General features: G+C 72.0%; 20 protein-coding genes. 13 read left to right on the top strand and 7 right to left on the bottom strand.

The features are described 5' to 3' along the window. Window positions 1-27: 27 nt before the first annotated feature. The 8 genes from ACFYZZ_RS19570 (at window position 28) to ACFYZZ_RS19535 (ending at window position 9,866) form a co-directional block, all read left to right on the top strand. On the top strand, window positions 28-1,461 hold the full coding sequence (locus ACFYZZ_RS19570; RefSeq protein WP_389177198.1) for an MmgE/PrpD family protein: 1,434 nt from the start codon (window positions 28-30) through the stop codon (window positions 1,459-1,461). 11 nt (window positions 1,462-1,472) lie between these two features. After that, window positions 1,473-2,405 (top strand): oxaloacetate decarboxylase, encoded by a 933-nt coding sequence (locus ACFYZZ_RS19565; protein WP_389177195.1) that lies wholly within the window; start codon window positions 1,473-1,475, stop codon window positions 2,403-2,405. Beyond that, window positions 2,396-3,652, top strand: coding sequence for an aconitase/3-isopropylmalate dehydratase large subunit family protein (locus ACFYZZ_RS19560; RefSeq protein ID WP_389177192.1), 1,257 nt, complete (start codon window positions 2,396-2,398; stop codon window positions 3,650-3,652). The genes ACFYZZ_RS19565 and ACFYZZ_RS19560 overlap by 10 nt, the downstream gene beginning before the upstream one ends. Continuing rightward, window positions 3,649-4,158 carry a 3-isopropylmalate dehydratase gene (locus ACFYZZ_RS19555; protein ID WP_389177189.1) on the top strand — a complete coding sequence of 170 codons (510 nt, stop codon included), beginning with the start codon at window positions 3,649-3,651 and terminating at the stop codon, window positions 4,156-4,158. The genes ACFYZZ_RS19560 and ACFYZZ_RS19555 overlap by 4 nt, the downstream gene beginning before the upstream one ends. Before the next feature lie 149 nt (window positions 4,159-4,307). Next, window positions 4,308-4,991: an MBL fold metallo-hydrolase gene (locus tag ACFYZZ_RS19550; protein ID WP_389177186.1), complete on the top strand. Its 684-nt coding sequence runs from the start codon at window positions 4,308-4,310 to the stop codon at window positions 4,989-4,991. 60 nt (window positions 4,992-5,051) lie between these two features. After that, window positions 5,052-5,900 (top strand): oxygenase MpaB family protein, encoded by an 849-nt coding sequence (locus ACFYZZ_RS19545; RefSeq protein WP_389177183.1) that lies wholly within the window; start codon window positions 5,052-5,054, stop codon window positions 5,898-5,900. 121 nt (window positions 5,901-6,021) lie between these two features. Next, the gene (locus ACFYZZ_RS19540) at window positions 6,022-8,241 is read left to right on the top strand and encodes a tetratricopeptide repeat protein (protein ID WP_389177180.1); all 2,220 of its coding nucleotides are present in this window, start codon (window positions 6,022-6,024) and stop codon (window positions 8,239-8,241) included. Between the two features lie 65 nt (window positions 8,242-8,306). Next, window positions 8,307-9,866 (top strand): phytoene desaturase family protein, encoded by a 1,560-nt coding sequence (locus tag ACFYZZ_RS19535; protein WP_389177177.1) that lies wholly within the window; start codon window positions 8,307-8,309, stop codon window positions 9,864-9,866. A 42-nt stretch (window positions 9,867-9,908) separates the two neighbouring features. Here the strand turns inward: ACFYZZ_RS19535 and ACFYZZ_RS19530 are convergent, their stop codons facing one another. After that, window positions 9,909-11,675 carry a serine hydrolase gene (locus tag ACFYZZ_RS19530; protein ID WP_389177174.1) on the bottom strand — a complete coding sequence of 589 codons (1,767 nt, stop codon included), beginning with the start codon at window positions 11,673-11,675 and terminating at the stop codon, window positions 9,909-9,911. A gap of 153 nt (window positions 11,676-11,828) precedes the next feature. Here ACFYZZ_RS19530 and ACFYZZ_RS19525 point away from each other — a divergent pair, with 153 nt between their 5' ends. Genes ACFYZZ_RS19525 through ACFYZZ_RS19515 form a run of 3 tightly spaced genes read left to right on the top strand, consistent with a single transcriptional unit; the run spans window position 11,829 to window position 16,072 of the window. Next, window positions 11,829-12,956 carry an NAD(P)H-dependent flavin oxidoreductase gene (locus tag ACFYZZ_RS19525; RefSeq protein WP_389177171.1) on the top strand — a complete coding sequence of 376 codons (1,128 nt, stop codon included), beginning with the start codon at window positions 11,829-11,831 and terminating at the stop codon, window positions 12,954-12,956. After that, window positions 12,953-14,503 carry an acyl-CoA synthetase gene (locus tag ACFYZZ_RS19520; RefSeq protein WP_389177169.1) on the top strand — a complete coding sequence of 517 codons (1,551 nt, stop codon included), beginning with the start codon at window positions 12,953-12,955 and terminating at the stop codon, window positions 14,501-14,503. Before ACFYZZ_RS19525 ends, ACFYZZ_RS19520 begins: the two co-directional genes overlap by 4 nt. Window positions 14,504-14,545: 42 nt before the next feature. Continuing rightward, on the top strand, window positions 14,546-16,072 hold the full coding sequence (locus ACFYZZ_RS19515; RefSeq protein ID WP_389177166.1) for an acyl-CoA synthetase: 1,527 nt from the start codon (window positions 14,546-14,548) through the stop codon (window positions 16,070-16,072). Between the two features lie 7 nt (window positions 16,073-16,079). Here the strand turns inward: ACFYZZ_RS19515 and ACFYZZ_RS19510 are convergent, their stop codons facing one another. The 4 genes from ACFYZZ_RS19510 to paaK all read right to left on the bottom strand — a co-directional run bounded on the left by ACFYZZ_RS19510 (window position 16,080) and on the right by paaK (window position 19,840). Beyond that, window positions 16,080-17,030 (bottom strand): hypothetical protein, encoded by a 951-nt coding sequence (locus ACFYZZ_RS19510; protein WP_389177163.1) that lies wholly within the window; start codon window positions 17,028-17,030, stop codon window positions 16,080-16,082. A gap of 46 nt (window positions 17,031-17,076) precedes the next feature. Continuing rightward, on the bottom strand, window positions 17,077-17,991 hold the full coding sequence (locus ACFYZZ_RS19505; protein WP_389177160.1) for a TIGR03620 family F420-dependent LLM class oxidoreductase: 915 nt from the start codon (window positions 17,989-17,991) through the stop codon (window positions 17,077-17,079). Between the two features lie 132 nt (window positions 17,992-18,123). Beyond that, complete coding sequence (locus ACFYZZ_RS19500; protein ID WP_389177157.1) at window positions 18,124-18,456, bottom strand: ArsR/SmtB family transcription factor; 333 nt, start codon at window positions 18,454-18,456, stop codon at window positions 18,124-18,126. Between the two features lie 88 nt (window positions 18,457-18,544). Continuing rightward, window positions 18,545-19,840, bottom strand: coding sequence for a phenylacetate--CoA ligase PaaK (paaK, locus tag ACFYZZ_RS19495; protein ID WP_389177154.1), 1,296 nt, complete (start codon window positions 19,838-19,840; stop codon window positions 18,545-18,547). A 142-nt stretch (window positions 19,841-19,982) separates the two neighbouring features. Here paaK and ACFYZZ_RS19490 point away from each other — a divergent pair, with 142 nt between their 5' ends. Continuing rightward, a complete protein-coding gene (locus ACFYZZ_RS19490) occupies window positions 19,983-20,450 on the top strand; it encodes a bacteriocin immunity protein (protein WP_389177151.1) in 468 nt (155 codons plus the stop codon). Between the two features lie 50 nt (window positions 20,451-20,500). Beyond that, window positions 20,501-21,373 carry an alpha/beta fold hydrolase gene (locus ACFYZZ_RS19485; RefSeq protein WP_389177148.1) on the top strand — a complete coding sequence of 291 codons (873 nt, stop codon included), beginning with the start codon at window positions 20,501-20,503 and terminating at the stop codon, window positions 21,371-21,373. Here ACFYZZ_RS19485 and ACFYZZ_RS19480 read toward each other — a convergent pair. Together ACFYZZ_RS19480 and ACFYZZ_RS19475 are read right to left on the bottom strand one after the other, a co-directional pair. Beyond that, on the bottom strand, window positions 21,342-23,090 hold the full coding sequence (locus tag ACFYZZ_RS19480) for a sulfatase (protein ID WP_389177145.1): 1,749 nt from the start codon (window positions 23,088-23,090) through the stop codon (window positions 21,342-21,344). The two genes, ACFYZZ_RS19485 and ACFYZZ_RS19480, sit on opposite strands and share 32 nt — an antisense overlap. Before the next feature lie 170 nt (window positions 23,091-23,260). Continuing rightward, entirely contained in the window at window positions 23,261-24,874 is a 1,614-nt protein-coding gene (locus ACFYZZ_RS19475) for an acyl-CoA synthetase (protein ID WP_389177142.1), read from the bottom strand. Window positions 24,875-24,974: the final 100 nt, after the last annotated feature.

Genomic DNA, 24,974 nt, shown 5'->3' with positions numbered 1-24,974 from the left:
CCTCCGCACCCGAAGGAAGAGACACCGATGACCGCACCCGACCAGCGGCCCGCCAGCGACCCGGCCGGCCCCACCGGACGGCTGGCCACGTGGCTCGCCCACGTCACCCTCGACGACATCCCCGACCGCGTCCGCACCCGCGCCCGCCACCTCCTGCTCGACGGCATCGCCTGCGCGCTCATCGGCGCCCAGCTGCCCTGGTCGCGCAGGGCCGTGGAGGCCGTCCTGGCCATGGAGGGCACCGGCGACGTCCCCCTCATCGGCTGGGACCGTACGGCCGGCGGACCCGCCGCCGCCCTCCTCAACGGCACCTTCGTCCAGGGCTTCGAGCTGGACGACTATTTCGCGCCGGCCCCGCTCCACAGCGCCTCCCTCGTTCTGCCGTCCCTCCTGTCGACCGCCCGGCAGACCGGCCCGGTCACCGGTGGCCGCTTCCTGCTCGGCGCGATCGCCGGCTTCGAGACCGGAACGCGCGTGGGCCTCGCCCTGAACGGACCCGAGATGCTGTCCCGGGGCTGGCATTCCGGCCCGGTGTTCGGCACCCACACGGCGGCGGCCGCGTCCGGCGTGCTGCGCGGCCTGGACGCCGCCGGCTTCGAGGACGCGCTGGGCCTGGCCGCGACCCAGTCCGGCGGGCTGATGGCGGCGCAGTTCGAGGCCATGTCCAAGCGCATGCAGCACGGTTTCGCCGCCCGCAACGGCTTCTACGCCGCCGGGCTCGCGGCCGCCGGGTACACCGGCATCGACCGGGTCTTCGAGCGCGAGTACGGCGGCTTCCTCTCGACCTTCGGAGAGGGCCACGATCCCGACGCCTCCCGGATCTTCGCGGGCCTCGGCGAGGTCTGGCACACCGAGGGCATCAGCATCAAGGCGCACGCGGCCAACGGAGCCCTGCACCCGGCCATCGACGCCGTGCTCGCTCTGGTCCGAGAACACGGATTCAGCGCGGCCGATGTGATCCGCGTCCATGTGGCCGCCCCACATGCCATCTACCACCACGGCTGGTGGCAGCCCGAGCGCCCCCTGACCACCATCGGCGCGCAGATGTTCCTCGGCTACGCCGTCGCGGTCGCGCTCCTGGACGGGCACGTGCGCCCGGAGCAGTTCACCCCGTCCCGCATCGACTCCGACGACGTGTGGGAGCTGATCGACCGCGTCGACGCCACCCTGGACGACAGCTTCGACAAGGAGGGCCCCGAGGCCCGCTTCTCCACCCGCGTCCGCATCACCCTGCGCGACGGCCGCGAGGTCGAGCGGCTGGTACGGCAGCCGCACGGCGGCCCCGACGACCCGCTCACGAACGAGGAGATCACCGACAAGTACCGCGCCCTGACCGCACGCGTCATGGACGCCGGCCGCGCGGACGCCATCGAGGCCGCCGTCCTGGGCCTGGAGGACCTCGACGACATCGCCGCCCTCACCGACCTGCTCGCCGCCCCGGTCCGCGGCGCGCTCGACTGAGAGGGCCCACCATGTCGCTCACCCCAGCCGCACGGCTGCGCGGGCTCCTCGCCGCCGACGGCCTGATCACCGCCCCCGGCGTCTACGACGGCCTCGGCGCCGCCCTCGTCGCCCGCACCGGCTTCACCGCCGCGTACCTCACCGGCGCCGGAGTCGCCGTCGCCGGATTCGGCCTGCCGGACATCGGGTTGCTCACCCAGACCGAGATGACCGACCGCGCCCGCACGATCGTCACCGCGCTCGGCGACGTGCCGCTGATCGCCGACGCCGACACGGGCTACGGCGCCCCGCTCAACGTCGTACGCACCGTGCGCGAGTACGAGAAGGCCGGTGTCGCCGCGATCCAGCTGGAGGACCAGAAGTTCCCGAAGCGGTGCGGGCATCTGCCCGACAAGGAACTCGTCGACGCGGACGACTTCCTCGTCGTGCTGCGGGCCGCGCTGGAGGCCCGCACCGACACCGACACGGTGATCGTCGCCCGCACCGACGCCCGCGGACCGCTCGGCGTCGAGGCGGCCGTCGACCGGGCGAGCCGGTACGCGGAGGCCGGGGCGGACGTCCTGTTCGTCGAGGCGCCCCAGAGCATGGACGAGATCGAGCGGATCGCCGCGTCCGTCGACGCCCCGCTGCTCATCAACATGGTGCAGGGCGGCCTCACCCCCGACACGGCCCCCGAGCGGCTCGCCGCCCTCGGCTACCGCATCGCCATCCACCCCGGCGCCCTGCTGGGCCCGTACGTCCTGCACGGACTGGAGGCCCTGACCCGCCTCGGCGGCACGCTGCCCGAGGTCGCAGCCGGTCCGCAGGGGCTGTTCGAACTCGTCGGCCTGCGCGAGTGGTTCGCGCTCGGCGAGCGTCACCGCCATGCGGGCGGTGCCCGACGAGCGGCACCACGAACATCGAGCACCGGCACGAACGACGAGGAGCGCACCCGATGGGCATGACCATGATCGAGAAGATCCTCGCCCGGAAGGCGGGCCTGGAGCGCGTCCGGCCGGGCGACACCGTGGTCTGCGACGTCGACATGACCGTCATGATCGACCTGCAGTTCGCGACCGGTTGGGTCCGGCCGCTGCGGATCAACGACCCGGACAAGGTGGCGGTCGTCATGGACCACGCCGTCCCCGCCCCGAGCGTCCACGACGCCCTCGGCGGCACTCACGCCCGAGCCTTCGCCCGGGACTTCGGCATCGAGAAGTTCTACGACGTCGGGCGGCACGGCATCTGTCACGAGGTCATCGCCGAGAACGGCCTCGCCCGGCCCGGCGAGATCCTCGCCTGCACCGACTCCCACACCTGCGCGGCCGGCGCCTACAACACGGCGGCACGCGGGCTCGGCCCCGCCGAGGTGTACGCGATCCTGTGCACCGGCCAGACCTGGTACCAGACCGCCCCGACGATCCGCTACGAACTCACCGGCACCAAGCCCGCCGCCGTCTTCGGCAAGGACGTCTTCCTGCACATCGCCGGCACCTACGGCGACGCCACCAACCACAACCTGGAGTACGGCGGCCCCGGCCTCGCCTCGGTCCCGATGAACGACCGGCGCACCATCGCCACCCAGGGCGCCGAGATCTCCGCCGACTTCTCCACCTTCCCGATCGACGACCTGGCCCGGGAGTTCCTCGCCGGCCGAGGCGCGCCCCCGGAGTCGTACAGCGCCGCCGACCCCGATCCGGGCGCGGCCTACGCCGCCGTACGCACCGTCGACCTCTCCTCGCTGGAGCCGTACGTCGCCCGCCCCGGCACCGTCAGCAACAACGCGCTCCCGGTCTCCGCGATCGAGCGGCGCAAGGTCGACCAGTGCTTCATCGGGTCGTGTGCGAACGGGCAGTTGGACGATCTGAGGATCGCCGCGAAGATCGTCCGAGGTCGCCAAGTCGCGCCCGGTGTCCGGCTGTTGGTGACTCCGGCCTCGCAACAGGTGTACCGGGAGGCCCTGCGTGCCGGGTACCTCCAGGATCTCGCCGACGCCGGAGCCGTCGTCACCAACTCGACCTGCGGTGCCTGCTTCGGCTACCACATGGGCCTGCTCGCGCCCGGGGAGGTCTGTCTGACCTCCTCCACCCGTAACTTCACCGGCCGGATGGGCAGTCCGGAGGCGGAGATCTACATGGCCTCCCCGGCCACCGTCGCCGCCTCCGCCCTGGCCGGGCACGTCACCGACCCGCGAGGAGTGCTCGCCCGATGAACACGCTGATCACCGGCAGGGTGTGGGTCGTCGGCGACTCCGTCACCACCGACGCCATGTACCCCGCCTTCGCCATGAAACTGCCCGTGCCCGAGGCCGCCCGGCACGTCTTCTACGAGCTGCGACCCGGCTGGACCGACCAGGTGCGGGCCGGCGACCTCGTCGTCGCGGGGCGCAACTTCGGGCTGGGCTCCTCGCGCCCCGTGGCCGCGCTCTTCCGTGAGCTGGGCGTGGCCGCGCTGGTGGCGGAGGAGTTCAACTCCCTGTTCCTGCGCAACTGTGTGAACCACGGGCTGCCCGTCCTGACCGTCCCCGGTGTCACCGCGGCCTTCGCCGACGGCGACACGGCACGACTGGACTTCGCCGAGGGGTGGGTGGAGAACACCGCGACCGGCACCCGGCTCCGGGGCGGCGCCCTGCCCCCGCTCGTCCTCGACATCCTCGCGGCGGGCGGCATCCTGCCGAAACTCGCCCGCGAGGGCTACGTGCCCGTACCCAAGCGATGAGGCCTGTGCCCAAGCGACGGGGCCCGCGCCCCCGGCCGCGAGCCCGTGCCCGAGCCATGAGCCCCGCGCCTGAGCGATGAGGCCCGCGCGCCCAGCTGCGAGCCCCGTACCCGAGTCGTAAGGCCCGTGCCCAAGCCCTGAGGACCTCCATGCACCACCAACTCGCCCCCGGCATCACACAGATCGCCACCACCCGGCGCGACAACGCCTTCCTCGTCGCCGGAGACGACGGCTACACCCTCGTCGACGTCGGCTGGGCCGGCGCCCCCGGTGTCCTGCTCGACGCGCTCGCCGACCTCGGCGGCAAGCCCGGCGACATCCGCCGGATCGTGATCACCCACGCCCACCCCGACCACGTCCAGGGCGCCGCCGACCTGCGGCGCCGCAGCGGCGCGGACATCCTGGTGCACGCCGCCGACCGGCCCTGGCTGGAGGCCGGCCGGGTGCCGCCCGAGGGGCGCTCGGGGCTGCCCGGGCGGCTCCTGGACCGGCTGCCGAAGCTGCACTGGACGCCGGTCGCCGCGGACGGCACCCTCGCCGACGGCGATCTCGTCGACAGGTCCGGCGGGCTGCGGGTGATCCACACTCCGGGGCACAGCCCCGGGCACATCGTGCTGTGGCACGAGCCGAGCCGCACCCTGCTGACGGGCGACGCCGTCTTCCACCGCGGCAGCCTCGATCTCGGTCACGCGGCTCTCGCCGCCGACCCCGGACTGCGGGCGGAGAGCCTCGCGAAACTGCCGGCGGACGTCCGCGCGGTCGGCTTCGCCCACGGCGCCCCGCTCACCGGCGCGGGGGCCGAGACGTTCCGGCGGTTCGTCGAGAGTCCGTAACCGGCGGTATCGCTACGCTCCGCGGCCGTGGCATCGTGGTCGCAGGGCGGAGGTGACCCCATGACCGATGCCGACCCGGGGCTGTTCGGCCCCTTCTCGGTGACCTGGCAGATGCACGGCGACCCGATGATGTGGGTCGCCGGCGTCCGCGCGCTGTATCTCCAGGCGCTGCACCCGCGCGCCGTGCGCGGCGTCATGCAGAACTCCGACTTCCGGCGTGACGCCTGGGGCCGGCTGATGCGCACCGCCAACTTCGTCGGCACCACGACCTACGGCACCAGCGAGGCGGCCGAGCGGGCCGGTGCCCGGGTGCGGAAGATCCACAGCATGCTCCAGGTGAGCGACCCGGACACGGGGGAGCGGTACGGCGTGGACGAGCCCGAGCTGCTGCTGTGGGTGCACTGCGCCGAGATCGACTCCTATGTGCACGTCCTGCGCGGCTCCGGTTACCCGCTCACCGACGCCCAGGCCGACCGGTACATCGCCGAACACCGCGTCAGCGCCCGTCTGGTGGGCCTCGACCCGGACGCCGTACCGGCCGACCGGGCCGAGCTGACCGCGTACTTCGAGAAGGTGCGGCCGGAGCTGGTCGCGGGACCCGAGGCACGCGCGGTGGACGACTTCCTTCTCCGCCCGCCGACGCATCCCCTCCTGGTCCTGGCGCGCGAGGTGCTGTGGCGGCGCGTGGCGCAGCTGGCGTACGCCTCCCTGCCCCCGTACGCCCACGAGTTGTACGGCAGACCGGCTCCCCGACCCGACGTCGTGGCCCGCCGGCTGCGGGCCACGGGCGCCCTGCTGCGGTGCGTTCCCGCACGTCTGCGCTGGCAGCTGCCGCCCAAACACATCCTGCGGGCCATGGCGAGGCTCGGCCCGGACGCCCGACCGGCACCGTACAAACTGGGGCGATAGGCCGCCATACTGGACGAGCAGGGGGGTGTGTCACGGATCGGGCCGCGTCGTACGCGGTCGCGGCACGTGGCGATGCCCCTCCAGGGGGCGGGGCGGACAGCGACGGGGGCGACGGCGCGCAATGGGGGAGAACAGGCTGATTCAGGGCCGGTACCGGCTGCTCGACCTGATCGGGCGGGGCGGGATGGGCGAGGTGTGGCGGGCCCGCGACGAGTCCCTGGGGCGGCAGGTCGCGGTGAAGTGCCTCAAGCCGGTCGCCCCGCAGCACGACCCGTCCTTCACCCGCGTCCTGCGGGAGCGGTTCCGCCGGGAGGCCAGAGTGGCCGCCGCGCTCTCGCACCGCGGAGTGACCGTCATCCACGACTTCGGCGAGTACGACGGCGTCCTCTACCTCGTCATGGAGCTGCTCGAAGGACGTGACCTGAGCCGGCTCCTGGAGGACAACAAGGGGCATCCGCTGCCCGTGGACGACGTGATCGACATCGCGGAACAGGTCGCCGCCGCCCTCGCCTACACCCATCAACAGGGCATCGTGCACCGTGACCTGAAGCCCGCCAACATCGTGCGCCTGGCCGACGGCACGGTGAAGATCTGCGACTTCGGCATAGCCCGCCTCGGCCACGACATCGGCTTCACCGCCCGCCTCACCGGCACCGGCATCGCGATGGGCACCCCGCACTACATGTCCCCGGAACAGATCGGCGGGACCGAGGTCGACCAGCGCAGCGACCTGTACTCGCTGGGCTGCGTCCTGTACGAGATTGCCACCGGGGCACCGCCGTTCGACCTGGACGACGCCTGGGCGATCCTCATCGGCCACCGTGACACCCCGCCCCGCCCGCCCCGCGCCCACCGCCCCGAACTGCCCGCCCCCTTCGAGCGGATCGTCCTGGACCTGCTGGCCAAAGAGCCCGAGGAACGGCCCTACGACGCCGGTGAGTTGGGCCGTCGCCTGGCCGCGGGGCGTACGGCGGCCACGTACGTGCCGACGGTCGTGGCAGGACGGCCGCGCGCCGGCGAGCCGGCCGCGCACGAGATACGCCTGCCGGCGTGGAGCCGGGGCATGACCACCGGCCACAAGGCGGTCGGTGCCGGGCTGCGCGCCGTCCCGCCGGACCCCGGCGCGGCCCTGCGCGGCGCCTGGACCGCCGGGGCCCGGGTCGCCGTCCTCTCCCGGCCGGCGCCGGACGCCGTCGCCGCCCTCACCGCACGGCACCACGAGGGCCTCGGCCTGGCCCGGCGCGGCCGCTGGGCCGAAGCGCGCGACGTGCACCTGACCGTCGCCGCCGAACGGGCGGCGCTCCTCGGCCCGGACCACCCCGACACCCTCGCCAGCCGCTACGAGGCCGCCTTCACCCTCAGCCGCACCGGCCGGGCCGCCGACGCGCTGCGCGCCTACACCGACGTCGCCGCGGCCCGGGCGCGCGTCCTCGGCCCCGAGCACCCCGACACGCTGGCCGCCCGCCAGGAAACGGCCTACGTGCTCGGCCAGTTGGGCCGCCACTTCGAGGCCCACCAGGGCTACACCTCGGTCCTGGCCGCCCGGATGCGCGTCCTGGGCCCCGACCATCCCGACACCCTGCGCTGCCGCCACAACCTCGCCTTCAACCTCAGCCGGCTCGGGCGCCTGGAGGACTCGTACCGCATGGCCCTCGACGTGGCCGCCGCCCGCGCCCGCGTGCTCGGCCCCGACCACCCCGACACCCTGGTCACCCGCTACGAAGTCGCCTACGCCCTGGGTCAGTTGGCCCGCTGGGACGAGGCTCTGCGCACCTACCGCGAGGTCGCCGACGCCCGCGCCCGCACCCTCGGCGCCGACCACCCGGACACCCTCGCCGCCCGCTACGAGGCCGGCATCAGCCTCGGCCGGCTCGGCCGCAGCGCGGACGCCCTGCGCCTCTACCGCGACCTGATCGAGGACCGCACCCGCGTCCAGGGCGCCACCCACCCCGAGACCCTGCGCGCCCGCCACGGCCTCGGCGTCAACCTCGGCCGCCTCGGCCGCTGGGAGGAGGCCCTCGCCGAGGCCCGCGACGTATGCGCGCTGCGCGAACGCGCCCTCGGCGCCGACCACCCGGACACCCTGGTCAGCCGGCGCGAGGTCGCGGTGAGCCTCGGTTGGCTGGGGCGGTGGGCGGACGCGCTCACCGAGTACCGGCGGGTCGCCACGGCCCGCGAACGCGTCCTCGGGTCCGATCACCCCGACACCCTCGCCAGCCGCAACGACGAAGCCCACTGCCTGGAACAGCTCGGCCGCGGCGCCGAGGCCGTGGAGCTGTACCGCAGGGTCGCCGTACTGAGCCGGCAGCGGGCGTCCGGCGGACACCGGCCCGTTCCCTGACCCGCGCACCGACACGTCCGGCATGCCTCTGGCCGACGTAGATCATCACGTGTTACGAAGAGGCCATGCCTGCCAACGAGGGAACCCGGACGTACGACGCCGTCATCGTCGGCGGCGGCCACAACGGCCTTGTCGCCGCCGCCTACCTGGCCCGCGCCGGCCGCTCGGTGCTGCTGCTGGAACGGCTCGGCCACACCGGCGGCGCCGCCGTCTCCACCCGCCCGTTCGCCGGGGTGGACGCCCGCCTGTCGCGCTACTCCTACCTGGTCAGCCTGCTGCCCTCGAAGATCGTGCGCGATCTCGGTCTCGACTTCCGCGTCCGCGGGCGCACCATCTCCTCGTACACCCCTGTGGAGCGCGGCGGCCGGCCCACCGGTCTCCTCGTCGGCGGCGGGGAGCGGCGCACCCGGGAGGCCTTCGCCCGGCTGACCGGCGGCGAGCGCGAGTACGACGCCTGGCAGCGCTTCTACGGCATGACCGGCGAGGTCGCCCAGCGCGTCTTCCCGACCCTCACCGAGCCCCTGCCCACCCGCGACGAGCTGCGCCGCCGCATCGACGACGACACCGCCTGGCGGGCCCTGTTCGAGGAGCCGATCGGCGTCGCCGTCGAGGAGAACTTCACCGACGACCTGGTCCGGGGCGTCGTCCTCACCGACGCGCTGATCGGCACCTTCGCCGACGCCCACGACACCTCCCTGGCCCAGAACCGCTGCTTCCTCTACCACGTCATCGGCGGCGGCACCGGCGCCTGGGACGTGCCCGTCGGCGGCATGGGCGCCCTCACCGACGCCCTGGCCACCGCCGCGCGCGAGGCAGGCGCGGAACTCGTGACCGGACACGAGGCGGTCCGCATCGAGACCGACGGCCACACCGCCGAGGTCACCTACCGCACGGCCGACGGCGAGGGCGTCGCCGCCGCCCGACACGTTCTGGTCAACGCTTCACCGCAGGAACTGGCCGCCCTGACGGGGGACTCCGCGCCCGAGCCCGCCGAGGGCGCCCAGCTCAAGGTCAACATGCTGCTCACGCGGCTCCCCAAGCTCCGCGACCCCTCCGTCGACCCCCGCGAGGCCTTCGCCGGCACCTTCCACATCGCCGAGGGCTACGGCCAACTGGCCACCGCCCACGCCCAGGCCGCCGCCGGTGAACTGCCCGCCGCGCCGCCCTCGGAGATCTACTGCCACTCCCTGACCGACCCCTCCATCCTCGGCCCCGAACTCGCCGAGCGCGGCTACCAGACACTCACCCTGTTCGGCCTGCACACCCCCGCCCGGCTGTTCGCCCGGGACAACGACGCCGTACGCGAGGAACTGCTGAAGTCCACGCTCGCCCAGCTCGACGCCCACCTCGCCGAACCTCTTACCGACTGCCTCGCCACGGACGTCGACGGCCGCCCCTGCATCGAGGCCAAGACCCCGCTGGATCTCGAACGTGACCTGCGCCTGCCCGGCGGCAACATCTTCCACCGCGCCCTGTCCTGGCCCTACGCCCAGGAGGACACCGGCCGTTGGGGCGTCGAGACCCGGCACGCCAACATCCTGCTGTGCGGCGCGGGCGCGGTGCGCGGGGGAGGGGTGAGCGGGGTGCCGGGGCACAACGCGGCCATGGCGGTGCTGGAGGGGTAGTACGCGGCTCCTCCTGCGCCTTGCCGGCCCGGCCGACGGGCGTCAGTCGGCCGAGGCCGTCCACCCCACCGCCTGGATCCGTGCCGCGTCGGCCGGCCGCGTCTCGTCGAAGACGGCCTCGCCGTCGGCCTCGACGCGCGACGCGTCCACGTAGGCGCCGCGGCCGACGTAGAGCCGGTCCGTGGTGTACCGCCAGCGCACGGTCAGTTGCCGGGCGGCCGGCAGATCGGCGGTCAGCCGGTGCCAGACCCGCCCGGACCATCCGGTCACCGAGCCCGCCGGGTGCTCCTGCGGCTCCTCGCCGTGGCTCGTGGTGGTGAACGGCACCGGCAGCCAGGTGCTGCCCCCGTCCGTGCTGGCCTCCAGGACGAGTACGTCCGAGACGGACTCGATGTCCCACCACAGGGCGCAGCACAGCCGTGCGTCACCGGGCGAGGTGTCGACCGTGGGCAGGGTCAGGGTCGCCGTCGTCGCGTTGTCCGTTCCGGAGAACCAGGCGGTACGGCCACGGGCCGGGGGGACCGGTACGGCGCGGGCCAGATGGGTGCCCGCGGCGACCCGGGGCGCGGACCCGGACCGCCACGTGCGCACCGGATGAACGGAGTTGCCCAGCACCACGAGGAAGGAGTCGGTCGTCGGGTCGAGTACGAGCGAGGTGCCGGTGAAGCCGGTGTGGCCCGCCGTGTGCGGGGTGGCCATCGCGCCCATGTACCAGTGCTGGTAGAGCTCGAAGCCGAGACCGTGGTCGTGGCCGGGGAAGGCGGTGTTGAAGTTCGTGAACATCAGGTCCACCGACTCCGGCTCCAGGATGCGGGTACGGCCGTAGGCGCCGCGGTTGAGCAGCGTGCGGCCGAGGACCGCGAGGTCCCAGGCGCAGGAGAACACCCCGGCGTGGCCCGCCACTCCGCCGAGGCTGTAGGCGTTCTCGTCGTGCACCTCGCCCCACACCAGCCCGCGGTCCAGCCCCGACCAGGGCGGGCGGGCGACCTCGGTGGCGGCGATCGTCGGTTTCCAGGACGCGGGCGGGTTGTAGCGGGTGCGGTCCAGGCCGAGTGGAGCGGTGATCTCCTCGCGCAGGAGGACGTCGAGGGCGCGGCCGGTGATCTTCTCCAGGACGAGCTGGAGGGAGATCAGGTTGAGATCCGAGTAGAGGTAGACCGTGCCGGGCGGGTTGAGCGGCGCCTCGTTCCAGATGAGACGGAGCTTCTCCTCGTGCGTCGGCGCGTTGTAGAGCGGGAGCCAGGCGCGGAAACCGGACGTGTGGGTCAGGAGTTGATGGATCGTGATGTCCTGCTTGCCGGCCTGGCCGAAGTCCGGGAGGTACGAGGCGACGGCCGCCTCCAGCTCCAGCGTCCCGCGCTCCAGCTGTTGCACGGCGAGCAGCGAGGTGAAGAGCTTGGAGACCGAGGCGAGGTCGAAGACGGTGTCCTCGGACATCGGGATCTGCCGGCCGGCCGGGAACTCGATCCCGGTGTCGGTCTTGTCGTCGTATCCCGTATAGCGCACCGCCATGCCGATCGGCTGGTGCAGCGCCACGGTCGCGCCGCGTCCGGCGAGCAGGACGGCGCCCGCGTACCAGGGGTGCTTGGGGGAGGGCCCGAGGTACGCCTCCGCATCGGTGACGAGCAGGCGCAGGTGGGCGGCCAGCAGTCCGGCCTGTTCCGGGGAGCCGTGCCGCAGGGTGCGGTGGCCGGAGGCGGACGCGGCCTCGGCCGGGCCGGCCGGGAAGCCGGCGAGAGCGAGGGCGCCGCCCAGGGTCAGGGCGCCCAGGTGACGGCGGGTGAGTCTGGTGGCCACCTCATCGGTCATCGTGAAACTGTCCTGTCGGGGGCGGGGCGTGTCAATGAGGCGTGCGCGCCGACCGGGGCGAACATGAGTCCGGCGGAGCAAAATCTGCCAAGTATCTGACGGAGCATCAGAAAACCTCTTCCGTCGTCCGGGTGACTGCGGCATCCTGCGCCCATGCAGACGGAGCTGAGCAGGAAACTCGGAGTCGAGCACGCCGTCTTCGGCTTCACGCCGTTCCCCGCCGTCGCCGCGGCCATCAGCCGGGCCGGCGGCTTCGGCGTGCTCGGCGCGGTCCGCTACACCGCCCCCGACGACCTCAAACGGGACCTCGACTGGATCGAGGCGCACATCGACGGCAGGCCGTACGGGCTGGACGTCGTGATGCCCGCGAAGAAGGTGGAGGCCCCGAACCACCACACACTGACCGAGGCGGACGTCGAGGCGATGATCCCCGAGGGGCACCGGCAGTTCGTGCGGGACACGCTCGCCAAGCACGGGGTGCCGGAGCTGGCCGAGGGCGAGGCGTCCGGGTGGCGCATCACCGGGTGGATGGAACAGGTCGCCCGCACCCAGCTCGACGTCGCCTTCGACCACCCGATCCGGCTGCTCGCCAACGCCCTCGGCTCCCCGCCCGCCGACGTCATCGCCCGCGCCCACGACCAGGACGTCCTGGTCGCCGCACTCGCGGGCAGCGCCCGGCACGCCCGCAAGCACCAGGAGGCGGGCATCGACATCGTCGTGGCCCAGGGCTACGAGGCCGGCGGCCACACCGGCGAGATCGCCTCCATGGTGCTCACCCCCGAGGTGGTCGAGGCGGTCGATCCGCTGCCCGTGCTGGCCGCAGGAGGCATCGGCAGCGGACAGCAGGTGGCGGCCGCCCTGAGCCTCGGCGCCCAGGGTGTGTGGCTGGGCTCCATATGGCTGACCACCACAGAAGCGGACCTCCACTCGGCCGCCCTGACCCGCAAGCTCCTCGCCGCCGGGTCCGGCGACACCGTCCGCTCCCGCGCCCTGACCGGGAAGCCCGCCCGTCAGCTGCGCACCGAGTGGACCGACGCCTGGGACGACCCCGCCGGGCCCGGCACGCTGCCCATGCCGCTGCAGGGCCTGCTGGTCGCCGAGGCGGTCTCCCGGATCCAGAAGTACGAGGTCGAGCCGCTGCTCGGCACGCCCGTCGGCCAGATCGTCGGCCGGATGACCAGCGAACGCAGCGTCCAGGCCGTCTTCGACGACCTCACCCGTGGCTTCGAGCAGGCCGTCGACCGCATCAACCGCATCGCCGGAAGGAGTGGCCAGTCGTGAGCACACCCCCCACCGGCTTCTGGGCCCAGGCCGCCCAGGATCCCGACCGCACGGTCCTGATCGCCCCCGACGGCGAGCAGTGGACCGCCGGACGCCTGCACACCGCAGCCAACCGGCTCGTCCACGGGCTGCGCGCGGCGGGCCTCGAACGCGGCGACGCCTTCGCCGTCGTCCTGCCCAACGGCGTCGAGTTCTTCACCGCCTACCTGGCCGCCAGCCAGGCCGGGTTCTACCTCGTCCCGGTCAACCACCACCTCGTCGGCCCCGAGATCGCCTGGATCGTCGCCGACTCCGGCGCCAAGGTGCTCATCGCCCACGAGCGCTTCGCCGCACCGGCCCGCCACGCCGCCGACGAGGCCGGCCTGCCGGCCACCCACCGCTACGCGGTCGGCGCGGTCGCGGGCTTCAGGCCGTACGCCGAACTCCTCGACGGACAGCCCGAGTCGGCGCCCTTCGACCGCACGCTCGGCTGGGTCATGAACTACACGTCCGGTACGACCGGACGCCCCCGCGGCATCCGGCGCCCGCTGCCCGGCAAAGCCCCCGAGGAGGCCTACCTCGGCGGCTTCCTCGGCATCTTCGGCATCAGGCCCTTCGACGACAACGTCCACCTCGTCTGCTCGCCGCTCTACCACACGGCCGTCCTCCAGTTCGCGGGCGCGTCCCTGCACATCGGCCACCGCCTGGTGCTCATGGACAAGTGGACCCCGGAAGAGATGCTCCGTCTCATCGACGCCCACAAGTGCACTCACACCCACATGGTCCCCACCCAGTTCCACCGCCTCCTGGCCCTCCCGGACGAGGTGAAGGGCCGGTACGACGTCTCGTCCATGCGGCACGCCATCCACGGCGCCGCCCCCTGCCCGGACCATGTGAAGCGGGCCATGATCGACTGGTGGGGGCACTGCGTGGAGGAGTACTACGCGGCCAGCGAGGGCGGCGGAGCCTTCGCCACCGCCGAGGACTGGCTGAAGAAGCCCGGAACGGTCGGCAAGGCCTGGCCCATCAGCGAACTCGCCGTCTTCGACGACGACGGCAACCGGCTCCCGCCCGGCCAACTGGGCACCGTCTACATGAAGATGAGCACCGGCGGGTTCTCGTACCACAAGGACGAGGACAAGACCCGCAAGAACCGCATCGGCGACTTCTTCACCGTCGGCGACCTCGGCTGCCTGGACGAGGACGGCTACCTCTTCCTCCGCGACCGCAAGATCGACATGATCATCTCCGGCGGGGTCAACATCTACCCGGCCGAGATCGAGTCCGCGCTGCTCGCCCACCCCGCGGTCGCCGACGCCGCCGCCTTCGGCATCCCGCACGACGACTGGGGCGAGGAGGTCAAGGCCGTCGTGGAACCCGCCCCCGGGCACGAGCCGGGCCCGGCCCTCGCCGCCGCCCTCCTCGACCACTGCGCGGAGCGGCTCGCCGGCTACAAACGGCCCAGGAGCGTCGACTTCATCACCGAGATGCCCCGCGACCCCAACGGCAAGCTGTACAAGCGACGCCTGCGGGATCCGTACTGGGAGGGCCGCACACGACTGGTGTGAGGTTCTTGACCTGCGCGTCCGGCGGGCCGAGGATCGGCTGTCATGACGCAGGGACACGGCAGCACGGTCGACGGGGTGCTGCGGCGCAGCGCCCGCCGCACCCCGGCGCGGGTGGCACTGGAGTACGGCGAACGCACCTGGACGTACGGGGAACTCGACGCCGCCGTCTCCCGTGCGGCGGGCCTCCTCCACGCCGAGGGGCTCGCCCCCGGCGACCGGGTGGGCGCCTACGGCCACAACTCCGACGCCTATCTGATCGCCTTCCTGGCCTGCGCCCGCGCGGGCCTGGTCCACGTGCCGGTCAACCAGAACCTGACCGGCACCGACCTGGCGTACATCGTCGGCCAGTCGGGCAGCACGCTGGTGCTCGCCGATCCGGACATCGCCGGTCGACTGCCCGACAGTGTACGGGTGTTGCCCCTGCGGAACTCGGACGACTCCTTCCTCGCCCGGCTGGCCGAGGCACCTCCGTACGACGGCCCCGAACCACGCACCGAGGACCTGGTGCAGCTGCTGTACACCTCCGGCACCACCGCCCTGCCCAAGGGGGCGATGATGACCCACCGGGCTCTGGTCCACGAGTACCTGAGCGCGATCACCGCCCTCGACCTGAGCGCCGGCGACCGGCCCGTGCACGCGCTGCCGCTCTACCACTCGGCGCAGATGCACGTGTTCCTGCTGCCCTACCTCGCGGTCGGCGCGACCAACATCGTCCTGGACGCGCCCGACGGTGACCGCCTCTTCGACCTGATCGAGGCGGGCCGCGTGGACAGTGTGTTCGCGCCGCCCACCGTCTGGATCGGCCTGGCCAACCGGACCGACTTCACCACCCGGGACCTGAGCGGCCTGCGCAAGGCCTACTACGGCGCGTCGATCATGCCCGTGCCGGTGCTCCAGCGACTGCGCGAACACCTGCCCGGGCTGGCCTTCTTCAACTGCTTCGGGCAGAGCGAGATCGGCCCCCTGGCCACGGTGCTCGGGCCCGACGAGCACGAGGGCCGGCTGGACTCCTGCGGCCGGACCGTGCTGTTCGTGGACGCACGTGTCGTGGACGACAAGGGTGAGGACGTTCCCGACGGTACCCCCGGTGAAATCGTCTACCGCTCACCGCAGTTGTGCGAGGGCTACTGGGACAAGCCCGAGGAGACCGCCGAGGCCTTCCGGGACGGCTGGTTCCACTCCGGCGACCTCGCGGTGCGCGACCCGGACGGCTACTTCACCATCGTCGACCGGGTGAAGGACATCATCAACTCCGGTGGCGTGCTGGTGGCTTCACGCCAGGTCGAGGACGCCCTCTACACCCACGGCTCCGTCGCCGAGACCGCCGTGATCGGCCTGCCCGACGAGCGGTGGATCGAAGCCGTCACAGCGGTCGTCGTCCCACGCGGCGAGGTGACGGAGAATCAGCTCATCGCGCACGTACGGGAGAAGCTGCCCTCCTTCAAGGCGCCCAAGCGGGTCCTGTTCGTGGACCAACTGCCGCGCAACGCCAGCGGGAAGATCCTCAAGAGGGAGCTGCGGGACCGGTTCAGTGACCAGGGCGACGGCGCTTCGACCGGTGGTCGCTGACGCGGGTTCAGGGGCCGTCGGGCACGAGGTTGTTCGTGCTGAGCAGATTGCCGCCGACCGGAACGCCGATCGACTTCCGCAGTTCTCCGATGCCCGGATCGCGGACGGACACGGTCAGGGTGTAGATCGGCTGCCCGGTGATGGTGTTCGAGGAGTTGACCGGCGGCTGGAGCCCCTTCCACACCGCGTCGGCGTCGTAGCCGGGGCACAGGGCCCGTGCCGGCAGCCTGATCTCGCCGCTGCCGCCGCCGGTCAGGTCGATGCGTGTCTTGTCCTCGCGGCCGGTCTTCCCGGGGGAGTTCCAGGTGACAGGGAGGCCGTGCGCGCCGGCGACCAGTCCGTTCGGGCCCTCGATCTCCACCGCGACTCCCTCCCCGCCCAAAGTCCGCGACACCGTGAGGGATCCCTTCGGGCCTTGAGCGAACAGCAGCCCGATGTGGAAACTGGCGGCGTCGTGGTCGGGCTGCGCATAGCCGTAGGAGCCGAGTTCGAGCTGCGGGCCGGGGCGTGGGGTGGCCTTGGGCGCGGGTGAGGAGGCGGCTGCGGGGAGCGGGAAGTGGTGGAAGCCCCTGGTTCCGCACCGATCGCCGTCGGAGGTCCCGCCTCCCGGCAGTGCGACGGCCTTGGCCGGCCCCGACGCGGGTGCCCTGTCCCACGACAACAGGCCCTGCTGCCAGGCGCCCACGAGCACGACGGCCGCCACGGCCATCCACGGGATCACCGCACCCGCCCCGTCGCGGAACGCACGGCCCTTCGGGCTCCGGCCCTTCCGCTCTGCCTTGAGCATCTTCCGGAGCCGCCGGTTCGCCATCCTGGCCCGTGCCGACGGCTCCTTCGGCGCGGAGGTGCCGTGGCCTTCGGCGGCGTCTCGCAAGAACGCTGCCAACTGCTCGTCGGATATGGAGGAGTGGTCCTCCGGTCCCCCGTCGGATCCTTCGGGGGGCGGGATGTTGCTCACGGGGCGAACCCTTCACTGGCGTGGGGCTGGGCCCCGGGCGTTTCCGTCATGATGCCGTACCTGTCCGACCGAACCCTCCGGGCAGCAGGGCCTCGGCGAGCAGGCGCCATTGTGGCAGCGCCGAGGTGCCCGGCTCTACGCCGATCACCTGCACGGTCACATGGTCGGCGCCCGCCTCGGTGTGGCCCCGCAGCTTGCGTACGACGGTGTCCGGGTCGCCCCAGAACACCAGGTCGTCCACGAGGCGGTCGCTGCCGCCGGCCGAGAAGTCGTCGTCCGTGTAGCCGAGCCTGCGGAACTTCGCCAGGTTGTACGGGGTGTTGAGGTAGCCGTGCAGGTGCTCGCGCCCGAGGGCCCGGGCCCGGTCGGGGTCGGTCTCGAAGAGCACCGCGTGCTCGACGGCCAGGAAGGCGTCCGGGCCGAGGATCTCCCTTGCCTGGTCGGTGTGGGCCGTGTTCACGTGGTAGGTCTGGGCCCCGTCCGCGCGCTCGCGGGCCAGATCCAGCATCCGGGGGCCGTACGCGGCCAGCAGGCGCCGCATCGGGGCCTCGGGACGGGGGTTGGGCGTCTCCGTCTCCAGGGCGTCCAGCTCGTCCAGGTAAGCGGACATCGCGGCGAGCGGCTTGACCCCCGGGCGCGGTTGACCGCCGAAGCCGAGGCCGAGGACGTGCCGGTCCGGGTAGGCGTCCGCGAGCAGCGCAGCGGCGCCGTAGGTCCACCGCGCCTCGCGTGACCAGATGCGGGCGATGCCGTTGACGACACTCAGCCGCTCGGTGCAGGAGAGCAGATAGCCGGCGTGGCTGAACGCGTCCCGCCCGAGGAGTTCGGGGATCCACAGCGCCCGCCAGCCCAGTTCCTCCAGTTCCTGGACCGAGTCCCGGATCAGCGCGGCCGGCTGGTGCTCGAAGTCGAAGGTGTAGATCCCGAACGTGCCGAGCCCCAGATGGTTGTCCCCGGTCATCGTGCGCTCCCTCGTGGATTGGATCACATCGGTTGATCGAAATATCGCAGAATCTCGATATGAAGCGCAAGTGGAGGCCTGCGTGTCGACCAGGGGTGACTGTGGAGCGGGGGTGACTGTGGAGGGTGGTGGCTAGAGCGTCTGGCCCAGTTCCGCGACGAGGTGGGCGATGCGCTGCTCGTCCCGCTTGTAGTGGGTCCACTTGCCGACCCGGGTCGCCCGCACCAGCCCGGCGCGCTGGAGTTCGGCCATGTAGGCCGACACGGTGGACTGGGCCAGTCCCGCCTTCGCCTGAATGTGGCTCACGCACACACCCACCTCGGCCGGATCGGCGATCGCCGCCTCCATGGGGAAGTGCCGCTCGGGCTCGCGCAGCCACTGCAGCATCTGCAGCCGCATCGGATTGGACAGCGCCCGCAACGCGCCGACCAGCTCCGGATCCGGGGAGGGGACGGTGTCGGTCATGCATCCGGAGTATAGGTTCGCCGCCGACGTTTCGAGATACGTCGATGTGGCCAGGGGCGCCCTACCGGCCGGGTCCGTGCCGTGTCCGCTAGCGCGGCCGCAGATCCACGATGCGGCGGATCTTGCCCACGGACCGCTCCAGCGACTCCGGCTCCACGATCTCCACGGCCACGGAGACGCCGACGCCGTCCTTCACGGCCGCGGCGATGGACAGGGCCGCCGCCTCCCGCGCCTCGGGCGTGGCACCCGGGCGGGCCTCGGCGCGCACGGTGAGCGCGTCGAGGCGGCCCTCGCGGGTGAGGCGCAGCTGGAAGTGCGGGGCCACGCCGGGGGTGCGCAGCACGATCTCCTCGATCTGCGTCGGGAACAGGTTGACCCCGCGCAGGATCACCATGTCGTCGCTGCGCCCGGTGATCTTCTCCATCCGCCGGAACACCCGGGCCGTGCCGGGCAGCAGCCGGGTCAGGTCCCGGGTCCGGTACCGGACGATCGGCATGGCCTCCTTGGTGAGCGAGGTGAACACCAGCTCGCCCTGCTCGCCCTCCGGCAGCACCTCACCCGTGATCGGGTCGACGATCTCCGGATAGAAGTGGTCCTCCCACACATGGAGACCGTCCTTGGTCTCCACGCACTCCTGGGCGACCCCCGGACCGATCACCTCGGACAACCCGTATATGTCGACGGCGTCGATCGCGAACCGCTCCTCGATCTCCCGCCGCATCTGCTCGGTCCAGGGCTCGGCGCCGAACACGCCCACCCGCAGCGAGGTGCTCCGCGGATCCACGCCCTGCCGCTCGAACTCGTCCAGCAGTGTGAGCATGTACGAGGGGGTGACCATGATGATGCCGGGTTCGAGGTCCCGGATCAGCTGGACCTGGCGCGCCGTCATGCCACCGGACGCGGGGATGACCGTACAGCCCAGGCGCTCGGCACCGTAGTGGGCGCCCAGCCCGCCGGTGAACAGCCCATAGCCGTAGGCCACATGCACGGTGTCACCGGGGCGCCCGCCAGCGGCCCGGATGGAACGCGCCACCATGTCCGCCCACATGGAAAGGTCGTTCTCCGTGTAGCCGACCACCGTGGGCAGCCCGGTGGTGCCGCTGGAGGCATGGAGGCGGCGGATATGTTCGCGGGGCACGGCGAACATGCCGTACGGGTAGTGCTCCCGCAGGTCGGCCTTGGTGGTGAAGGGGAAGTGCGCCAGGTCGGCCAGTGAACGGCAGTCCTCCGGACGGATGCCGGCCTTGTCGAAGGACTCCCGGTAGAAGGGCACGTTGTCGTAGGCGTGCCGCAGCGAGGTGCGCAGCCGCTCCAGCTGGAGCGCCCGCAACTCATCGGGCCCGAGCTTCTCGCCCGCATCCAGCAGGTCCGTCGCATCCGCCATCGGGACTTCTCCCTCGTCAGCCGCACATTCCGGGCGACCGATCATTCGGTCGACCCTCCGGGATCAGTAAATTCAGACCATCCGCCTCCAGGCAAGAGGCCGGCTCGGAATTTCCCGACGCGACGGCGCGGAGAATGGGGGCGTGGAGCTACGACGCGAACTGCTGCCCCCGCCCGTGCCGGCCGAGCGGCTGGCGGAGCTGGGCGAGGAGATCGAGCGGATCGAGAGGCTGCTGTGCGAGGACGCGGAGGCCGGGCGCCGGGCTGTCGACGCCTTCAACGCGGCGACCGGGTGCGCATACGAGCCGTCGGCCTTCCTCTGCCGGTCCGCATCGCGTGATCTGGAGGAGTTCGCTCTGCAGGCCGCCCGGCCGGCCCGGCCACGCGTCCCGGACGTCACCCGCGAGGAACTCGTCGAGATCGTCCGCCGGATCCTGGCCGGATGCGCATCGGGGGACCCCGACACCGACTACTACCTGTCGGTGCTGCGGACCAACATCACTCATCCTCGGGCCGCCGACCTGCTCTTCCACCCGCCTGCCCACCTGGCGGACGCCCCGCCGGAGCGGATTGTGGAGGAGCTGCCGGCCTACCGGCCCATCGCCCTGTGAGCGAGCAATGGCGTTGCGGCCCGGCGGCCCGAACTTGGATGATCACCGGCATGCAGACCTTCAGTGCAGCCGACGGGACCCAGCTCTCCTACCACCTCAGGGGCGAAGGCGAGCCCCTCGCTGTCCTGCCCGGCGGGCCCATGCGCGCCTCCGTCTATCTCGGGGACCTGGGCGGGCTTGCCGCGCACCGGCGGCTGGCGCTGCTCGATCTGCGGGGTACCGGGGATTCCGGGGTGCCGGGCGACCCGGCGACGTACCGCTGTGACCGGCTGGTGGACGACGTCGAAGTGTGGCGGGCCCACATGGGGCTGGAGCACATGGATCTGCTGGCTCACTCGGCGGCCGGTAGTCTCGCAATGCTCTACGCGGCCCGTTACCCCCACCGGATACGCCGGCTCCTGCTGATCACCCCGAATCCCTCGGCCCTCGGGATGCCGCCGTCGCCCGAGGACCGGCTGGCCGCCGCCCGGCTGCGGGCCGACGAGCCGTGGTTCGCGGAGGCGTTTCCCGCGTTCGAGGCGTGGCTGACGGGGGAGGGTGACTTCGACGAGGTCTTCATGCCCTTCTTCTACGGCCGCTGGGACGACGCCGCCCGCGCGCATGACGCTGCCGCGGACGAGCAGACCAACGACGAGGCGGGCGACCGGTACTTCGGCGAGGGAGCCTTCACCCCGGACGCCACCCGGGCCGCGCTCGCCGCCCTGACCGCCCCGGTTCTGGTGTACGCGGGCGGAGCCGACGGCGGCCCCCGCCCCGACCTCGCCCGCCGCACCGCCGAGGCCTTCCCGAACGCCGAGGTCACCGTCCAGCCCGGCGCCGGCCACTACCCGTGGCTGGACGACCCGGAGCACTTCGTCCGCCGCACCCTCGCCTTCCTCGACGCGGACACGGTCAGCCCTGCTGCGGGCCGTACGCCCGCATGAACCGGTCGCGGAACTTGTTCATCGGCCAGATCGGGGCGTCCGCCGCCGGCTTCAGGCCCTGCGTCCACCCCCAGCCGGAGACACGGTCCAGCACCTTCGGGTCGTGGGCGACGATGGTGACGGGCACGTCCTTGCGGGGGCTGCCCGCGGTGACGGTCGGCACCGGCTGGTGGTCGCCCAGGAAGACCAGGACCGTGTTCTTGTCGCCGTAGCGCTGCATGAACTCGACGAGGCTGTGCAGCGAGTACTCGATGGCGTTCCGGTACTCGGTGCGCACGCTCTCGGCGTTCTTCCAGACTTCCTTCGGGTCCTTGCCCTCCTTCTTGATGCGGTGGAAGACCGAGCCGTCGCCGAGGTCCTTCCAGTCGATCATGTGGGCGACCGGCGCCCAGGGGTTGTGGCTGGAGGCGAGGATGATCTCCGCCATCAGCGGCCCCCGGTCCTTCTTGCCGAACTCCAGCCGGTTGAAGGCCTCCAGGCTGAACTGGTCCGGCACGGGCGTCCAGCTGAAGTAGGGGCCGTGGTAGCCGAGGTGCGTGGAGTCGTAGATGTGGTCCAGGCCGAAGAACCTGCCCTCCGGCCAGGCGTACCGCACCCCCGGTACGACGCCGACCGTGCGCCAGGAACCGGTCTCGCGGAAGTACTTGGTGAGGGTCATCCGGTCGCTGGCCGTGACGGTCCGGTACCGCTGCTGGTTCTTGACCCACAGGCCGGACAGGAAGGTCGTGTGGCACAGCCAGCTGCCCGCGCCCGTCACCGGGGAGCGGAGCCAGCCGCTGCGGGCCTCGAATCCCGCCGCCTTCAGGGAGGCCGTGCCCTCCTTCAGCACGGAACCGATCCGCGGCGCCATCGCCGGGTCCTCGATCGCCGTACGGCCGTAGCTCTCGATGAAGGTGAACAGGACGTCCTTGCCGCGCAGGCCGGTCAGCAACCGGTCGCGCGGTGTGCCGGCGAAGGCGTCGACGGCGGCCTCCTCGCGGAAGACCCGGGCGTCCGCGAGGCCCGCGCGCACCTGCTCGACCCTGTTGTCCACGATGACGGCGTTGATCTTGGAGGCGATCGGCACGTCACCGATCTGCAGGCTGAGCGTGACACAGGTGATCCACGCGGTGCCCAGCACCAGGGTGCTGCGGGTGGCCACTTGGCGGTGCCGGACCATCAGGCCGGTCAGCCGGACCGTGGCGAGCGTGGTCAGGACGAGAACCGCGACGGCGAGGAGCAGAGCGCCGGTGACGGCGAGCAGCTGGCCGGTCCGGCCGAGCGACTCCCGCAGGAAGTCCGCCGCGTCGCCCAGCAGGCCCCAGTCCATCACCAGGTTGAACGGCCGCACCAGCACCGAGTAGAAGCCCATGTCGACGCACTTGAGGATGGTCAGCAGACCGAGCAGCAGGCCCGTGACCACCGCCGCGACCCGTCGACCCCGGTGCGGCAGCACCAGGAGCAGACCGGCCAGCAGGATCCCCTCCGCGGGGATGCGCAGGAACGTGATGAAGGTGAGTCCGTCGAGCCGGTTCGGCAACAGCAGCGCGCCCAGCACGAGGACGGCCGCGAGGACCGTCGTCCCCACGCTCACGCCCCGCGCGACCCGTGGGTGGCGCAGGCGCCAGCCGAACCAGCCGGGGCGGGCGCCCGCTGGGGAGTCCCGCAGGGTGTCCTGCCCGCTCCCCTCGTCATCGGTGTCCGACTCCGCTCCGGGATCCGGCAGTTGACGAGGCATGAGGTGCGACACCCGAAGGTCCTTCCGTGCGTGGCCCGGTCCCGGCTGCGACGGGCCGGAACCAGGAGGCCGACGCCGTCATCACCCGTACGGCCGACCGTCACCGTCCGTTCAACCGTGGCGCACACAGTACGCGGCCCCGCCTGCACGGCAGCGGTGGACACCCCGCCCTAGCGGTCCGCGGCCACCGCCACCTCCCGCGCCCACCGGTAGTCCGCCTTGCCGCTCGGCGACCGCTGGATGGAGTCCGTGATCACCAGCTGGCGCGGGATCTTGTAGCCGGCCAGCCGGGTGCGGCAGTGGTCCTGGATGTCGGTCAGCGAGGGGCGCCGGGCTCCCTCGCGCAGTTGCACCACGGCCGCCACATGGTTGCCCCACGTGGCGTCCGGCACCCCGGCGACCAGCGCGTCGTACACGTCCGGATGGGCCTTGAGGGCCTGCTCGACCTCCTCCGGGTACACCTTCTCGCCCCCGGTGTTGATGCACTGCGAGCCCCGGCCGAGGACGGTGACCACGCCCTCCTCGTCCACCGTCGCCATGTCGCCGAGCAGCACCCAGCGCTTCCCGTCCTTCTCGAAGAACGTCTCGTCGGTTTTGCGTGGGTCGTTGTAGTAGCCGAGCGGCACATGGCCGCACTGCGCGACCCGGCCGATCTCGCCGACGGCGACCGGCTCATGTGTCGCCGGATCCACCACCTGTGTGCGGGAGTTGACCCGGATGCGGAAACCCCGCTCGGGTCCCGAGTCCTCCGTCGCCGTACCGTTGAAGCCGGACTCGGAGGAGCCGAAGTTGTTCAGCAGCAGCGCGTTCGGGACCAGTTCCCGGAACTGCCGGCGCACGGTCTCCGACATGATCGCGCCCGACGAGGACACGCTGAACAGCGCCGAGCAGTCCGTGCCCTTCAGCGGCCCGCCGAGCGCGTCGATCAGCGGCCGGAGCATGGCGTCGCCGACCAGCGAGACACTGGTGACCTTCTCCCTCTCGATGGTCCGCAGCACCTCCTCCGGCACGAACTTGCGGTGCAGGACGACCCGTTGGCCGAAGTTGAAGCCGATGAACGCCGTGAGGGTGGACGTGCCGTGCATCAGCGGGGGAGTGGGGAAGAAGGTGATCCCCGACCCGCCCGCGGCGACCCGCTCGGCCAGCTCCTTTGGGCTCTTCACCGGCTCACCTGTCGGCGCCCCGCCACCCAGCCCCGCGAAGAACAGGTCCTCCTGACGCCACATCACCCCTTTGGGCATGCCGGTCGTGCCGCCGGTGTAGATGATGAACTGGTCGTCGCCCGACCTGACGGGAAAGTCCCGCTCGGGCGATCCGGACGCCTCCGCCTCGGCGAACGGGACGGCGCCGGGCACCGGCGAAGACGAATCGCCCACCCGCAGCAGGTGCCGCAGCTTCGGCGCACGCGGCAGCGCCGCCGCCACCCGGTCGCCGAACTCCCCGTCGAAGGCCAGTGCGACCAGATCCGCGTCCCGGTAGAGGTAGACCAACTCCTCCTCGACATAGCGGTAGTTGACGTTGACCGGGACGACCCGGGCCTTCATGCAGGCCAGGACCGTCTGCAGGTACTCGACGCCGTTGTAGAGGTGGAGGCCCAGATGCTCCCCGGGGCGTATCCCGCTGTCGATCAGGTGGTGGGCGATGCGGTTGGCGGCCGCGTCCAGCTCCGCGTACGTCAGGCGGCGTTCCGCGCCGGTGCCGGGATGGTCGAGGTACACGAGAGCCTCGCGGTCCGGTACCACGTCGACGACCGACTCGAACAGATCGGCAAGGTTGTACTCCACCGCTCCTCCTGACCTCCGACGGCCTGGCGATCCACCGGTTCGCCGGTCATCAGAGCAAAGGGCGCTGCAACTGTGAAGGGCTCGCGTCAAGAAATCTGAC

This window comes from Streptomyces sp. NPDC001816, from assembly GCF_042892235.1.
In the GTDB taxonomy this organism is placed as follows: domain Bacteria; phylum Actinomycetota; class Actinomycetes; order Streptomycetales; family Streptomycetaceae; genus Streptomyces.
Note: the sequence above shows the minus strand (reverse complement) of the source record. Positions and strands in the feature narration are given on the sequence as shown.